The sequence below is a fragment of the Janthinobacterium sp. SUN026 genome, assembly GCF_030397625.1.
GTDB classification, from domain to species: Bacteria; Pseudomonadota; Gammaproteobacteria; order Burkholderiales; family Burkholderiaceae_D; genus Janthinobacterium; species Janthinobacterium kumbetense.
Genome location: NZ_JAPQNU010000003.1, coordinates 416,249 through 431,486 on the forward strand (window position 1 = coordinate 416,249; position 15,238 = coordinate 431,486).

Here is a 15,238-nt window from a genome sequence, read left to right on the forward strand (position 1 = left end):
GGCATAAACCAACAAGTAGCCGTTTCTGATCGGCTAGTCAACAAATCGGGATGGCAATATAAAGCAAAGCGTGCCAAAATCAGCGACGAAAACGGCCCATGTCGTTCGCCTGTCATGAAATGCTGGCAAACTGCCGCTGGCCGCATGCCAGGCATGCAACCGATCCACCCAACACGCCTGTTGACGCGCGCATAGCGCGACTGGCATAGAGCGGTAAAAAGTTATCAACATGGCACCTTAGCCGGCCGGTAGTCCTGGCTTTCGCCGGCAAGCCAAGGTCGCACGCAGTACAGCGGGACAGCAATGCCAAGCGGAACCTGTACAGTTGCTCGGTATCGCCGCATCAACTGATCAATTTGAAAACTCTGTCGTATCGAAGGTAAGCGAAGTTATGACCAAAACTAATAAATCGACCCCGGCCGCCAACCAAGACATCCCTCTCATCAGCGAAGACCAAATTCGCGCCATGAGCGAAGATGACTACATGAATCCGGCACAACTGGCATTCTTCAAGGCGCGCCTGCAGCAGCTCGAAAAAGACTTGCTGAAAAACGCCGGCGAAACCACGGAACACTTGCGTGAAACCGTGCTCGTACCGGACCCTGCCGACCGCGCCACCATCGAGGAAGAGCATGCGCTGGAACTGCGCACGCGCGACCGCGAACGCAAATTGCTGAAGAAAGTGCAGCAATCGATCGCCAGCATCGACGCCGGCGACTATGGCTGGTGCGAAGAAACGGGCGAGCCTATCGGCATCCCGCGCCTGATCGCCCGTCCGACCGCCACCCTGTCGCTGGAAGCCCAGCAACGGCGCGAACTGAAGCAAAAGCTGTACGGCGACTGATCGCCCTCCCCTTGCGCGGCCGCCCCGGCGGCCCGCAATGGCGAATAAAAAAGCACACGACCTCCGGTTGCGTGCTTTTTTTTCGTCCCGCGCCGACTACACTGAAGCAAGCACGGCAGTGGAAAGTGCCGCTTGCAATTGCCTTTTCCATCCCCACTTTTGAGCCATGGGCGCGCAATCGCATGGCCTTGCACGCATCGGCACGAATCTTTTGAGGTCACTATGGAACAATTTCACGGCACCACCATCCTCTGCGTCCGGCGCGGCAAGCAAGTCGCCCTGGGCGGCGACGGCCAGGTAACGCTGGGCAACATCGTCATGAAGGGCACAGCCCGCAAAGTGCGTAAGTTGTATCAGGGCAAGGTCCTGGTCGGCTTTGCCGGCGGCACCGCCGACGCGTTCACCTTGCTCGACCGCTTCGAAGGCAAGCTGGAAAAACACCAGGGCAATCTGCTGCGCGCCTCCGTCGAACTGGCCAAGGACTGGCGCACCGACCGCGTGCTGCGCCGCCTGGAAGCGATGCTGCTGGTGGCCGACAGCGAATCGACGCTGGTCATCACGGGCAATGGCGACGTGCTGGAACCGGAAGACGGCATCGGCGCCATCGGCTCGGGCGGCACCTACGCCCAGTCCGCCGCCAAGGCGCTGCAGGAAAACACGGAGCTCTCGCCGGCCGAGGTGGTCAAGAAATCGCTGACCATCGCCGCCGAGCTGTGCATTTACACGAATATGTCCCACATCATCGAGACCTTGGACTAAGAGTCCCCGAGAAAACGCCCATGGCTGCGTTGCATGGCCTGGGCGTACAAAAAGGTACTGCCTGCGGCCAAGCGCCTTGCCCTGAACGTTTTTCGGGCACTCTACGCAAAAGAAAGATAGAAAGCCAACTATGATCATGAACATGACCCCGTCGGAAATCGTCACCGAACTCGACAAGCACGTGGTGGGCCAGGCCAAGGCCAAGCGCGCCGTCGCCATCGCCCTGCGCAACCGCTGGCGCCGCCAGCAGGTGGCCGAGCCCCTGCGCCATGAAATCACGCCCAAGAACATCCTCATGATCGGCCCCACGGGCGTCGGCAAGACGGAAATCGCCCGCCGCCTGGCCAAGCTGGCCGAGGCGCCGTTCATCAAGATCGAAGCGACCAAGTTCACGGAAGTGGGCTATGTGGGGCGCGACGTCGACACCATCATCCGCGACCTGATCGACATCGGCATCAAGCAGACGCGCGCGCTGGAAATGAAGAAAGTACGCACGCGCGCCGAAGATGCGGCCGAAGACCGCGTGATCGACATCCTCGTGCCGCCGGCGCGCGACTTCGGCTTCACGCCGAATACGGCGGCGGCCGTGGACACGGGCAGCGGCGACAGCACGCGCCAGACCTTCCGCAAACGCTTGCGCCAGGGCGAGCTCGATGACAAGGAAATCGAGATCGAGCTGGCCGAGGCGGGCCCGCAGATGGAAATCATGGCGCCGCCGGGCATGGAAGAAATGACGGAACAGATCAAGTCCATGTTCTCGGGCGTGGGCGGACAGCGCAAGAAGGCGCGCAAGGTCAAGATCCGCGAAGCGTTGAAACTGCTGGTCGAGGAAGAAGCGGCGAAGCTGCTCAACGAAGATGAGCTGAAACAGAAAGCCATCCAGAACGTCGAGCAGAACGGCATCGTCTTCCTCGATGAAATCGACAAGATCGCCTCGCGCTCGGAGTCCGGCGGCGCCGACGTCTCGCGCGCGGGCGTGCAGCGCGACCTGCTGCCGCTGGTCGAGGGCACCACCGTCAACACCAAGTACGGCATGATCCGCACGGACCACATCCTGTTCATCGCCTCGGGCGCGTTCCACCTGTCGAAACCGTCGGACCTGATCCCGGAACTGCAGGGGCGCTTCCCCATCCGCGTGGAACTCGAATCGCTGTCGATCTCGGACTTCGAACGCATCTTGACGAGCACGGACGCCTGCCTGACGATGCAGTACGAAGCCTTGCTGGCGACGGAAAACCTGAAGCTGCAATTTGCGCCGGAAGGCATCACGCGCCTGGCGGAAATCGCCTACTCGGTGAACGAGCGCACGGAAAACATCGGCGCGCGCCGCTTGCATACGGTGATGGAAAAACTGCTGGAAGAAGTGTCGTTTACGGCCAGCGAAGGCAGCAGCAGCACGGAAAACCTGCTGGTGATCGACGCCGCGTATGTCAACGAACGCCTGGAAGCGCTGTCGGTCAACGAAGACCTGTCGCGCTACGTGCTGTAATCAGGGAGGGGACCGATGGCAAACAAGGCATTGGCGACGCGGCAAAAAATGCAGTTCCGCGTCGAACCCTCGCAAAAACCGCGCAACCCTGTCGCCACTGCAGCCCTGCAGCGCGCCGCCGGGGCGCACGTCAAGACCGTGTCAGGCCAGCGCCAGCAGGAAAAACGGCTGCTGGCGAAATTGCTGTTGAAAGTCGAAATAGGCAAATAGGCCGCCCGCGGACACCCCGGTCAGGGGCGTCCGCCATCAGGCCACTCTCTGCCGCAGCAGCGCCCCCTTAGAAACGGTAGGACGCGCCCAGCGAAAACATGTCGACCTTGGTCGTCTGCTTGCTGCTGTACTTGACCGGCACGCGGTCCCAGTCCAGGTGCAGCGCCCAGTTCTTGTTCAGCGCATACGCCGCGCCGATACCGTAGGTCAGGCCGATCTTGTCCTTCTTGTCCGAACCGCCGCCCAGATAATCGACCTTGCCCTGTGTGTAAGCTGCACCCAGGCGGCCGCTCAGGGTGAACGCGTCAAACTGGTAGCCGAGCACGCCCTGCATGCCGAGGCCCGTGAACTTGCCGCGGCCCGCGCGCCGGCCGGCGCCCGTGTCGAAGCCGGACTTCACTTCGCCGCCCATATACCCCACCAGCTCAATCGAAGGCAGGGCCACGCCGCCCTGAAACGGCAGCGCGTCGAAACTGTAACCCACGTAGGCCTTGCCGTTGCGCTTGCTGCTTTTGTCGCAATCGTTTTGTCCCGGCACGCAGTCGAGGCCGGTACTGGCGCGAAAGCCATAGCTGGCGCCCATGTAGATGGGGCCCGGCGCAGGATCGGCTGCCGATGCATGCAAGGGAGCGATGGCGGCCAGCGCCAGCAGCGCTGCGGGGAAACGTAATTTGAAGGACATGAATAACCTCTACAAGTGGATGAGTTGCCTGGTTGTAGCGCGCCGTGCGAGCCACAAGCGGGAGTGTCATCTCTTTTGCCGTAAAGTACTATCACCTTGTGCAAAGTGCCATTAAGGGCTACATTCGGTACCGTTACCCGCTACCAAACTTATCAAAAAGGATATCCGTGAGTTCACCCGAACTGGTTTTGCGCGTGCTGCGCACGCAACTGCGCGCCGCCGGCATCACCTACAAAGTGCTGGCCGAACGCATCGGCATGAGCGAATCGAGCGTCAAGCGCATGTTTGGCCAGCACGACATGTCGCTGTCGCGCCTGGCCCTGATCTGCAAGGCCTCGGGCATCGCCATGGAAGACGTGCTGCGCGGCGCGGCCGACATCACGCCGCATGCCGACACGCTCACCCTGGTGCAGGAAAAGTCGCTGGTGGCGCATCCGCGCCTGCTGCTGGTGGCGATCTGCTGCCTCGGTCACTGGAGCCTGGAACAGGTGGTGGAAACGTATGCGCTGACGCAAGCCGAATGCATCGGCTGCCTGGCGGAGCTGGATCGCCTGGGCTTGATCGAGCTCAAGCCGCTGAACCGCTATAGCCTGCGCGTCTCGAACGCCTTCCACTGGCTGGCCGACGGCCCGGTGCAGCAGTACTTCCGCGAACACGTGGTGGCCGATTATTTCAGCGGGCATTTTGACGGCGCCGGCGAAACCCTGATGTGCATCCCGGCGCGCCTGTCGCTGTCGAGCGCGCAGGAGCTGGTGCAAAAGATCCGCCAGCTGGCCGAGGAACTGGCGCGCCTGCACCAGAACGACCGCCGCCTGGCCCCCGCCGAGCGCGACGGCTTTACCCTGCTGCTGGGCTTTCGCTCATGGGAATTTGCCGCCTTCACGGCCCTGCGCCGCAGTACGGCGTCCGCCGCGCCCTACCAGACCGGCCCCAGGAACAGGTAGAGCGTGCTCTCGCCGCCCTTCGATGCGCCCGACGCCACGTACACCGGACCGAAGCGCGTATCGACGGAGATGAAGGCGCTGCTGGCCTGCGTGAATTTGGTGGATTTCCAGTGCTCGCTCTGATCGAAGCCGCCGCCCATTTCCAGCGAAAAGCCGGCCCGCACGGCGCCGCCCAGGGTGCTGGGCAGGGAACCGATGCGACGCGCCATCACGAAGCGCGCCAGGGCCACGCTGCGCCCCGTCACCGATTCGAACTGCGTGCCGGACAGGCGCAGGAAGCCGCCCAGGCTGAGTGGCGCCTCGCCCCGCTGCGCGCGCGCCCATTCGCCATACACATGGCCGGCCCAATTGCCGCGGCCAAAGGCCTTCAAGCCCGTGATGGCGGAACGCCCCAGGCCCGTCTCGCCCGAACCCGTGGTCGAGGCGCGCGTCCAGGTGGCGTCAAACAGCACGCCGCGCGTGGGGAAACCGGGCGAATCGAGCGTATCGACGCGGAACTGGACGAACTGGTTGGTGCCCAGCGCCCGCTCCTGCGGGTAGGCCGGGTCGGCCGGGATGCTGACGCCGGCCTTGACTTCGCTGCGCGAGACGCCGAACTGCAGGTCGCCCCAGAAGCCGAACTGGCGTCCCAGCACCAGGCTGGCGCCCTGGCCGCTGTAGGCGACGCGCGCGCTGCGCCGTCCCTTGTCGAACAGGTCGACCGCCTGCGAGCTGTACTGGATCGACGGCGCGATATACCACGGGTTGCCGGCGCCCAGCGGTTGCCAGTACTGCACCCCGAAATTGCGCGTGGTGCCGATCTGCGCCATGCTGCGCAATTCGCCGCCCCAGCTGTTCAGATTCGAGCGCACATGCAGCAGCTTCAGGGCAAAGGTATTGCTGTCCCTGAAATCGCTGCCCACTTCCAGGCCCACGCGCAGGCGGCTGCTGGCCCACGGCGCTTCGACGGCCTTGATGGTGACGGCGCGCTGGTCGCCGGAATCGACCACTTCCGTCTCCACGCGCGCCACGTCGCCGCGGCCATACAGCTTGGCCGCCGCCTTGAGCACATCTTCCTGGCTGATCGACTGCCCTTCCACCAGGCCCGATTGCGCCTGCAGGATGCGCGGATTGATATCGCCTTCGCTCTCCACGGCCAGGCGCGTGAGCGGCAGGGCCACGTCCAGCAGGGCCGGCGCGGCCAGGCGCAGCTGCTCGCGCGCCGCATACTGTTCCGGCGGCAGGGCCAGCGGCGCCAGGCGGGCGGCCAGGGCCTGCGCCGCCTGCTCGCCGGCGCGCATGGCGCGCGCATAGTTTTCAAAGTCGAGGAAACTGACGCCCGTCAAATCCGGCGCCACCAGGATATCCTGCGGCTGCAGCTCCTTGAGCGAGCGCTGCACATTCTGTTCCGTGAGGATTTGCAGCATCTGCTGCGCCACGCCGATGGCGCTGCCCAGCTCTTTTTCCGGCGCCAGCGGCGTGCCCACGTTGACGGCGATGATGATGTCGGCGCCCATGGCGCGCGCCATGTCGACGGGCAGGTTGCGCACCAGGCCCCCATCGACCACCAGCCGGTTATTCACGCGTACGGGGGCAAACACGCCCGGCACGGCCAGCGAGGCGCGCATCGACAGGAACAGGGGTGTATCGACCAGTTCCACCAGTTCGCCATTGACCAGGTCCGACGCCACCGAGCGGAAAGGCAGCGGCAGCTGGCTGGCGGGGCGGTCGCGCATGCCGGCCGGCAGCAGCCGGTTCAAGGCCATTTCCAGCGCCGCATTGCTGGCCGCCGACGGCGGCGTGGAAATGCCGTTGCGGCTGGTGCCAAACTCGATGCGCGACGGCAGCAACAAATCTTCCTCGCGGCGGCGGAACGCCAGTTCGTCGCGCGGCGGCCGGTCGGCCACCACGCGCGCCCAGTTGGTCTCGCGCGCCATCTTTTCCAGGTCCGCCACGGAGGCGCCGGCCGCATACGCGCCGCCCACCACGCCGCCCATGCTGGTACCGACCACCATGTCGATCGGCACATGCAGCTCCTGCAGCACTTTCAAGACGCCGATATGCGCCAGGCCGCGCGCGCCGCCGCCCGACAGCACCAGGGCGATGCGCGGACGCGCCGCGACGGGTGCGGAAACGGCCGGCGTGGCGGTGGAGGCGGGGGTAGTGGCGGCGGGAACATCGGCGGCGGCAGCCGGCGGCAAGGCGCACAGCGCCGCCACGCAGCCCGCCAGGACGGCACGAATCGAGAACATGAAGACTCCTGTGGCGATGGCGGCATGGCGCCATCGGCAAAATACGATAAAAACAGCGTTAATTCGGCGGCGGCACGCTGCTCACTTGCGGCGCCGGCATCATGGTCGCCGGCCGCTGCTGCTCCATCGGCAGCGGCGGCGGCACCAGGTTCGTGACCGGCGCAGGGGCCGCGGCCGGCGTCGGGGTGGCGGACACCTGCCCCGGCAAGGCCAGCGCCTTGTCGTCGGCCACCAGGTCGATGCGCTTGCTCACGCCGCCGTCGCGCAGCAGCACGTGGCGCGCATGCACTTCCAGCACCGTCACGCCGGGCACCACTTCGGCTCCTTCCGGCAAGGCCACGGAGGGCTTGCCATCGGTCGAGATGATGGCCACGCTGCCGCGGCCATTGCCGGCGGCCACCACGCCCTTGAGCTGGTAGTTGCTGGCCGTGGCCACGCTGACCTGGCCACCGAACAGCGAGGCGCCCGCCTCCACGCTGGCATCCTGCACCACCGGATTGGGGGGCGGATTGATGGGACGCTGCGGCGCCTTAAACAGCTGCATGGCCCAATAGGCCAGCGACACGGACAGCGCCACGACGGCGAGCAAACTTGTAACTTGAGGCAAACGCTTCATGGCTTCCTTGGATACTTATCTTACAAGCTGATTGATTTCGATAATCGGCATCAGCACGGCCAGCACGATCAGCAGCACCACCACGCCCATCGCCAGGATCAGGGCCGGTTCCAGCAGGCCGGCGATGGTGAGCGTGCGGCGTTCCAGGTCCTGCTCCTGCGCGCTGGCGGCGCGTTCAAGCATGGCCGGCAGCTCGCCCGTGATTTCGCCCGCGCGTATCATGTGGATCAGCATGGGCGGAAAATGCTTTTGCGCCGACAGCGCGCGCGCCAGGCTGACGCCCTCGCGCACGGCGCCGCTGGCGTCAGCCACCAGTTCCTGCATCGCCACGTTGGTGAGCGTGTCGCGGCTCGTGTCGAGCGCGCGCAGGATCGGCACGCCGGACCCCGTGGTGATGGCCAGGGTGCTGGCGAAGCGCGCCGTGTTCAGGCTGCGCTCGAATTTCCCATACAGGGGCGCCGTCAGCAGCCAGGTATGCCAGCGCCGTTTCAGGGCCGGCTGCTGCAGCGCGCGGCGCCAGGCGAACCAGGCGCCGGCCAGGATCACGGCCACGACGAGGCCATAGTTGCGTACGAAGTCCGACAGCGCCAGCATGATCACCGTCAGCATGGGCAGCTTCTGCTTGGTATTGGCGAATACGGAAACGATCTGCGGCACCACATAGGTGAGCAGGAAAATCACGATGGAAAACGCCACCACCGTGACGATGGCCGGATACGTGAATGCCAGCTTGACCTTCTGCACCAGCGCATTGCGCCGCTCGATATAGTCGGCCAGGCGCGAGAGCACGCGCGACAAATGGCCGATCTGCTCGCCCGACGCCACCAGCGCCCGGTAAATTTCCGCGAAATCGCGCGGATGGCGCGCCAGCACGTCGGAAAACGCGGCGCCGCCGATCACTTCCGAGCGGATCGAGGCGATCAAATCGCGCAGATACGGCCGCTCGGCCTGTTCCAGCAGCGCGGAAAACGCCTGCTCCAGCGGCAGGCCCGCTTCCAGCAAACTGGCCAGCTGGCGCGTAAACAGGGCCAGCTCGGTGCTCGACAGGCGCTCGCCGAAGCCGCGCCGTTTGGTCACGCCGGCGGCGTCGACCTGCGCGGCGATCGGCTCGACGGCCAGCGGTACCAGGCCTTGCACGCGCAACTCGGCGCGCGCGGAACGGGGACTGTCGGCATTGAGCACGCCCTTGCGGGTGGCGCCTTGCGCGTCGACGGCTTCATAGCGGAATGCGGGCATGGTGGCGGGCCTAGTCTTTGGTCACGCGCAGCAACTCGGCCTGCGTGGTGGTGCCGTCGCGCAGCCAGCGTTCGCCGTCGTCGCGCATGCTCGTCATGCCGTCCTGCAGGGCCACGGCGCGCACTTCCGCTTCCGAGGCGCGGTTGTGGATCTGCGCGCGGATCTGCTCCGTCGTGCGCAGCAGCTCGTACACGCCCACGCGGCCCTGGTAGCCCGTCTGGCCGCAATGCTCGCAGCCGACCGCCTGCCAGTACTGGCCGTCGAAGGTCTTGCAGGAACCGCACAGCTTGCGCACCAGGCGCTGCGCCAGCACGCCTAGGAGCGACGACGACAGCAGGAACGGCTCGATGCCCATGTCGAGCAGGCGCGTGACGGCTGCCGAGGCGTCGTTCGTATGCAGGGTCGCCAGCACCAGGTGACCCGTCAAGGATGCCTGCACGGCGATCTGCGCCGTTTCCAGGTCGCGGATCTCGCCGATCATGATCACATCTGGATCTTGCCGCAAAATCGCCCGCAGCGCCTTGGCAAATGTCATGTCGATGCGCGGATTGACCTGCGTCTGGCCGACGCCGGCCAGGTCGTACTCGATCGGGTCTTCCACCGTCAGGATGTTCGTCGTGGTGGCGTTGAGCATCGACAGCGCCGCGTACAGCGTCGTCGTCTTGCCCGAGCCGGTGGGGCCCGTGACGAGCACGATGCCGTGCGGCTGCGTGATCAGGCCGTCGAACTGTCCCAGCATGGGCGCGCTCATGCCCAGGTGCTGCAGGTCGAGGCGCCCCGCTTCCTTGTCCAGCAAACGCAGCACGGCCCGTTCGCCATGCCCGGTGGGCAGGGTCGAGACGCGCACGTCGACGGGCTTGCCGCCCACGCGCAGGGTGATGCGGCCGTCCTGCGGCAAGCGCTTTTCGGCGATGTCGAGCTGCGCCATGATCTTGATGCGCGAAATCAGCGAACCGTGGATGGCTTTCCTGGGACGCACGACGTCGCGCAGGCTGCCGTCGATGCGGAAGCGCACGACGGACGTCTGCTCGAACGGCTCGATGTGGATATCGGACGCGCCTTCGCGCAGCGCCTGCGTGAGCAGCGCGTTGATCATGCGGATGACGGGCGCGTCGTCGGACGATTCGAGCAAATCCTCGATGGCCGGCACGTCCTGCAGCAGTTTTGTCAAATCCAGGTCGGCATCGAATTCATCGGCCATCTGCGACGCGTCGCCGCCGCCGCCCGCGTAGGCGCCGGCAATGGCCGCATCAAGGTCGCCGCGCGGCAGCACCGTCAGCTGGATCTGGCCGAAACGGCGCGACACTTCGGCAATCGCCGCCGGCGCCGTCGATGCGGCCACCAGCACCTCGACGGGGGCGCCGTCGACGGCACCGGGCCGGGCCAGCAAGCCGAAATCGCGCGCGTAGGCGTAGGGAAGCAGATTACTCATGACTGTCCCATCACTTCTGCGGCTGTTGCTGCGGTTGTTGCTGATATTGCTGCAACAGCGACTGCGGCGGCGTGGCCGCGTTGGCCGGAGCGCCTGGCGGCGGCGTCGGCGCCGGCGGCACGGGGCGCGTCACCATGCTGCCGCCCACCGGCTGGCCATCCTGCAGGGCCGGCAGCACGGGCGTGCCCAGGTCTTTCAGCATCAGATTGCCCGACGCCGGCACGGCGGCCGTCTCGGCCGAACGCATGTAGTCGTAGCGGTCGGCCGCCAGGCTGCCGCTCTGCTCCTTGTTGCGCACGATGACGGGGCGCAGGAAGATCATCAGATTGGTTTTCTTGCGCTCGCGCGTCTGGTACTTGAACAGGTTGCCGATCAGGGGAATGTCGCCCAGGCCGCGCACTTTTTCCGCGTTGTCGCCCGTGCTGTCCTCGATCAGGCCGCCCAGGACGATGATCTGGCCATCGTCGGCCAGCACATTGTTTTCGATCACGCGGTTGTTGATGGTGATGCCGCTGACGGCCGTCGAGGTGGACTTGTCCACGCTCGACGTCTCGTGATAGATGCCCAGCTTGATCGTGCCGCCTTCGGAAATCTGCGGACGCACCTTCAGGGTCAGGCCCACCTCCTTGCGGTCGATGGTCTGGAACGGGTTCGTGTTGGTGCCGGCCGTGCTGGTGTACTGGCCCGTCAGGATAGGCACGTTCTGGCCCACCTTGATGGTCGCCAGCTCGTTGTCCAGGGTGATCAGGTTCGGCGTCGACAGGATGTTCGCGTTGCCGTCCGATTCCAGCGCATGCGCCACGGCGCCCAGGCCCAGCGCGCCGTTGATCTGCTTGAAGATGCCCAGCGTCAGGCCGCCCGTCGGCAGCACCTTGCCGCCGCCCAGCGCCAGCTTGGCGATATTGTTGTCGGTGCCGCCGGCGAACGACTGCAGCGCGCCCACGCGGTAGCTGCTGCTGCTGTCGCCGGAAAGCCCCAGCCACTGCACGCCGAACTCGGAGGCCTTGGCCGACGTCACTTCGACGATCAGCGCCTCGATGTAGACCTGGGCGCGGCGCACGTCGAGCTGGTCGATCACGGCGCGCAGGTTGCGGTAGACGGCCTCGTTGCACGTCAGGATCAGGGTATTGGTGGAAGCGTCGGCCTGGATGAAGCCTGCCGCGCCGCCCGAGGACAGCTGCTGCGGCCCGTTGCTCAGCGAAGCGCCGCCCGTGGTGCCGCTTTGCGTATTGCCGCCCAGGCCAGTGGTGTTCATGCCGCCGCCCTGGTTGTTCTGGTTATTCGTATTCAGGCTGTTGTTGCCCGGCTGCTGCGCCGAAGCGGCCGTGCCGTCCGACGTCACCACCGAACGCAGGGTTTGCGCCAGCTTCGTGGCGTCCGCATTTTTGAGGTACACCACGTGCACGTTGCCCAGCTGCGTGGTGGGCTGGTCCAGCTTGGAAATGAGCGACTTGGCCAGGTTGGCGCGCGCCGCCGATGGCGCGCGCAGCACCAGCGAATTGGTGCGCGGGTCGGCCAGCACGGATACCTTGCCCGCGTCGGCCCCTGCGGCGCCGCCCGCATTGCCGCCTTCCATCAGTTTATTCACCATCGAGGCCAGGTCGGAAGCGATGGCATAGCGCACGGGGATCACGTCCAGGTCCGTCGAGGCGGGCACGTCGAGCGCGGCGATGATCTTCGCCAGGCGCTTGAGGTTATCCGCGTAATCGGTGATCACCAGCGAGTTGTTGCCAGGGTTGGCATTGATCGTGTTGTTCGGCGAAATCAGGGGGCGCAGCACGGCCAGCAGGTTGGCCGACGATTCGTAGTTCAGGTAAAACACCTGGGTGGCGATCTGGTCGCCCTTCACCTGGCTGCTGCCGTTGCCCACCTGGGTCGGCACGGATTGCAGTTTGGCGTCCGCTTCCGGCACCACTTTCGCGTAGCCGTCGCCGGAAACCACCGCATAGCCCTGCAGGCGCAGGGCCGAGGCCAGCAGCGCGAAGGCTTGCGTCTTGCTGATCGATTTTTCCGACACCAGCGTGATCGTGCCCTTGACGCGCGGGTCGATGACGAAATTGATGTTGGTGTAATGGCCCACGGCCTTGATCACGGATTCGATGTCGGCGCCGACGAAATTGAGCGCCGCTTCATCGCCGGGCGCGGCCCAGACGGGCGCCGGCATGCCGGCCACGGAACAGCACAGCAAGGCGGCGGCCGACAGGCGGCGCAGCGAAAAGGAGAAGGTATGGGGGCTCACGGATGGTTTTTTCATTGTCTGAACTCTAAGGCGATGATGTTTTTTTCGCTATTGCTACGGCGCTGTCCCAGCAAATTCAACAAACTCGCCAAGGTCTCTTCATATCCTGCTGCGGCCTGGGCCTGGCCGGAAAACTGCATGCGCCCCTGTTGCAGGCTGCCGCTGCCGTCGAGCAGCAGCGGTCCTTTGATGGAGCGCAAGGTCAACGTCGCCTGCTGCCCCTGCCAATCGAAATCGAGCTCGTAACTGCCCAGCGGACGCAAGGACGACAGGCGCGAAGCCATGTCCGTCATCTGCAGGGTCGTGCGGCCGATGGCGGAAAACTGCTGTTTTTCCAGCGCCAGCTGCAAGGTGCTCCACGACAGGCGCATGCTGCCCGTCGGCGCCACGGTATTCAAGGGCGCGCCCAGGCCGCCCAGGCCGTCGGCCGGCAGCAGCAGGGCCGCCGGGCTGACTTGCCAGTGCGACCACGAGCCGCGCAAATTGACGGCCTGCGACAGCGCCTGCGCATTCTGCAATTCCACGTCCACCGATCCCCACAGCACGGAGGGCGAAATGCGCCAGCTGAAGCGCCCCGGCAGCAGCGGCGTCACGGCGCCATTCGCGCTGGCCGCCCCGCCGATAAAGGCCGAGCCGCGCCACAGGGTACCTTGCGCGTCGCCCAAGGTCAAACGTCCGCCCGTCTGCTTTTCCACGAGACTGGCGACCCAGCCGGCCGGGAAAAACACCAGCAGGGTGACGCAGACGCTGACGATGATGGCCAGCAGCCAGCCTAGCAGGCGCATCATCGCGCCGCGCCCGGGCTCTGGTGCAGGGTCAGGCTGGCGTCGACCAGCCCCGCCTTGCCCTGCGCCGTGATCTTCGCTTCCTGCACCGCCACGCGGCCTTCGCGGCGCAAGCCGTCGAGCCACAGCATGACGCTGGCGAACGGCACGCCGTTCAATTGCACGCGCGCGTACTCTCCCGTCAGCGACAGCGATTGCGGCGCCAGGCCGCGCGCCTTCAGGGACGCGTCGAGGCTGTCACGGCTCATGGGAGCGACCTGCACGGGCGCCTGGCGCGCCAGCTCGCCCGCTTCGCGCGCCAGCGCCTGCAGCTGGGCCGCGTTCTGGCGCAGCTCGGGCAAGCTCTTTTGCAAGGCGATGCGGCCCGTCCAGGCCGGCTCGAAGAATACGGCGTAGACGAGGGCCAGCCCCGCCACCACGCCGCCGATGCTCAAGAGCTTGCGCTCCTGCGGCGTGCGCTCGGCCCAGAAGGCCTGCACGGCCTGCTGCTGCCCCGCCCAGGCGGCGCGCGCCTTGTTGACTGCTGTACTCATGTTTTTGCTCCCGTGGCCGGCGTGATCTTCCACACGCCCGGCGCCGTTTCATTCAAGGCCAGCTTGCGCGCGGCCAGGCCGTCGCGCACCTGCGCCTGGGCGCTGGCGTCGACCATGTCCGGTTTCAGCTTGACGATCAGGCTGCGCTCGCGGTATTCCAGCGAGGCCACCACGCCGCGCCCGGCCAGGCCGCCCAGCGCCTCGCCCAGCGCCGCGCTCATGCTGGTGAAGTCATCCATGCTCGCTTGCCCGCCCTGCAGGCGGGCGGCGGCGATATTGCGCCGCATCTGCTCTGCTTCCAGGCCATACACGGGCGTTTCGTTCGGATACGCGGCCTTGAAGGTTTGCTGCATCGAGGTGCGCACGGTGGCGGCCTCGCGCTTCAAGCGCATCCATTCGATATTCATGCCGGCCAGGTTGACGATCACGGCCAGCAGCGCCAGGCGCAGCGGCCAGCGCCAGCGGCGCCATTCGGTGGCCGAGCCCGTCGCCGTACCCAGGGAAGCGGCCAGGTCCAGTCCCGCGCCCCTGGCGCCGGCGATCCAGTGCGCCCAGTGGTCCGCTTCCACCGTCACGCCGTCCATGCCGGCGGCCAGTTGTTGATATTGCGCAAGCTCGGCCTGCGCCACGTAGACCGTCAGGGGCACATCGCCGGCAAACGCGCGCGTCGTCAGCAAGGCCTGCTGCGGCTGGGCCGGCAACACCAGCCCCAGGCCCTCTTGCGGCGCCTGGCGCAAGGCCAGTTCCAGGCCATCGCCGCTGGCTTGCAGGGCAGCCGTCACGCTGCCCGGCTGCAAGGGCAGGCACAGCTGCGATGGCAGCAGCGCCACCTTGCGCGCACCCTGCGCCAGCAAGGCTTTCACGAGTACCTCGGCCCAGGCGCGCTGCGCCACGGCCACCGTGCGCATGCCGGCAGCGTCGGGCGCGCCGGCGGCCAGCAGGCAATCCTGGGTGTCGCCGAGAATGTGTTCTTCCACCAGGCCCGGCAAGGCCGCGCGCAAGCGGGCGCCGGCCAGCGGCGGCGTTTTCAGGCGCAGCAGGGTCACGTCGGCCGCCGCCAGCAGCAGCACCACCTGCTTCGCGCCGGCGATCAGCTGGCCCAGGCTGCCCAGCGGCGCGCTGCCCTGCTGCAACAGGGCGCCGCCGTCGCCGGCCAGCACGAAGGAGCAGGCCGGCGCGCTGTCGGTGGAGGCCTTGGCCGGGTGACGGATATACAATATTGTCAAAGTGACTCGCTT

General features: G+C 66.0%; 14 protein-coding genes. 5 read left to right on the forward strand and 9 right to left on the reverse strand.

Going from position 1 to position 15,238, the window contains the following annotated elements:
• The first annotated feature begins 391 nt into the window (after positions 1 to 391).
• The 4 genes from dksA to OX459_RS16590 all read left to right on the forward strand — a co-directional run bounded on the left by dksA (position 392) and on the right by OX459_RS16590 (position 3,302).
• The gene (dksA, locus tag OX459_RS16575) at positions 392 to 844 is read left to right on the forward strand and encodes an RNA polymerase-binding protein DksA (protein WP_034753066.1); all 453 of its coding nucleotides are present in this window, start codon (positions 392 to 394) and stop codon (positions 842 to 844) included.
• 222 nt (positions 845 to 1,066) lie between these two features.
• On the forward strand, positions 1,067 to 1,603 hold the full coding sequence (hslV, locus tag OX459_RS16580) for an ATP-dependent protease subunit HslV (protein WP_099665794.1): 537 nt from the start codon (positions 1,067 to 1,069) through the stop codon (positions 1,601 to 1,603).
• Positions 1,604 to 1,739: 136 nt separating this feature from the next.
• Positions 1,740 to 3,092, forward strand: a complete 1,353-nt coding sequence (gene hslU, locus OX459_RS16585; RefSeq protein ID WP_289905852.1) for an ATP-dependent protease ATPase subunit HslU — start codon at positions 1,740 to 1,742, stop codon at positions 3,090 to 3,092.
• A 15-nt stretch (positions 3,093 to 3,107) separates the two neighbouring features.
• A complete protein-coding gene (locus tag OX459_RS16590; RefSeq protein ID WP_289905853.1) occupies positions 3,108 to 3,302 on the forward strand; it encodes a hypothetical protein in 195 nt (64 codons plus the stop codon).
• A 67-nt stretch (positions 3,303 to 3,369) separates the two neighbouring features.
• Here OX459_RS16590 and OX459_RS16595 read toward each other — a convergent pair whose 3' ends face one another.
• Positions 3,370 to 3,984, reverse strand: a complete 615-nt coding sequence (locus OX459_RS16595) for an outer membrane beta-barrel protein (protein ID WP_099665796.1) — start codon at positions 3,982 to 3,984, stop codon at positions 3,370 to 3,372.
• 167 nt (positions 3,985 to 4,151) lie between these two features.
• Between OX459_RS16595 and OX459_RS16600 the strand changes: the two genes are divergently transcribed.
• The gene (locus OX459_RS16600; protein WP_180278646.1) at positions 4,152 to 4,928 is read left to right on the forward strand and encodes a helix-turn-helix transcriptional regulator; all 777 of its coding nucleotides are present in this window, start codon (positions 4,152 to 4,154) and stop codon (positions 4,926 to 4,928) included.
• Here the strand turns inward: OX459_RS16600 and OX459_RS16605 are convergent.
• The 8 genes from OX459_RS16605 to gspL are packed head-to-tail and all read right to left on the reverse strand — an operon-like array spanning position 4,901 to position 15,226.
• The gene (locus tag OX459_RS16605) at positions 4,901 to 7,159 is read right to left on the reverse strand and encodes a patatin-like phospholipase family protein (RefSeq protein WP_289905854.1); all 2,259 of its coding nucleotides are present in this window, start codon (positions 7,157 to 7,159) and stop codon (positions 4,901 to 4,903) included. The genes OX459_RS16600 and OX459_RS16605 overlap by 28 nt on opposite strands.
• Positions 7,160 to 7,217: 58 nt before the next feature.
• On the reverse strand, positions 7,218 to 7,775 hold the full coding sequence (locus OX459_RS16610; RefSeq protein ID WP_289905855.1) for a type II secretion system protein N: 558 nt from the start codon (positions 7,773 to 7,775) through the stop codon (positions 7,218 to 7,220).
• Between the two features lie 15 nt (positions 7,776 to 7,790).
• Positions 7,791 to 9,011, reverse strand: coding sequence for a type II secretion system inner membrane protein GspF (gene gspF, locus OX459_RS16615; RefSeq protein ID WP_099665799.1), 1,221 nt, complete (start codon positions 9,009 to 9,011; stop codon positions 7,791 to 7,793).
• 10 nt (positions 9,012 to 9,021) lie between these two features.
• Positions 9,022 to 10,443, reverse strand: coding sequence for a type II secretion system ATPase GspE (gene gspE, locus OX459_RS16620; protein ID WP_077398708.1), 1,422 nt, complete (start codon positions 10,441 to 10,443; stop codon positions 9,022 to 9,024).
• A gap of 10 nt (positions 10,444 to 10,453) precedes the next feature.
• Complete coding sequence (gspD, locus tag OX459_RS16625; RefSeq protein WP_289905856.1) at positions 10,454 to 12,697, reverse strand: type II secretion system secretin GspD; 2,244 nt, start codon at positions 12,695 to 12,697, stop codon at positions 10,454 to 10,456.
• A complete protein-coding gene (locus tag OX459_RS16630) occupies positions 12,694 to 13,470 on the reverse strand; it encodes a type II secretion system protein N (RefSeq protein ID WP_099665801.1) in 777 nt (258 codons plus the stop codon). The genes gspD and OX459_RS16630 overlap by 4 nt, the downstream gene beginning before the upstream one ends.
• Positions 13,467 to 14,000: a type II secretion system protein M gene (locus tag OX459_RS16635; protein WP_289905857.1), complete on the reverse strand. Its 534-nt coding sequence runs from the start codon at positions 13,998 to 14,000 to the stop codon at positions 13,467 to 13,469. Before OX459_RS16635 ends, OX459_RS16630 begins: the two co-directional genes overlap by 4 nt.
• Complete coding sequence (gene gspL, locus OX459_RS16640) at positions 13,997 to 15,226, reverse strand: type II secretion system protein GspL (protein ID WP_289905858.1); 1,230 nt, start codon at positions 15,224 to 15,226, stop codon at positions 13,997 to 13,999. Before gspL ends, OX459_RS16635 begins: the two co-directional genes overlap by 4 nt.
• Between the last annotated feature and the right edge of the window lie 12 nt (positions 15,227 to 15,238).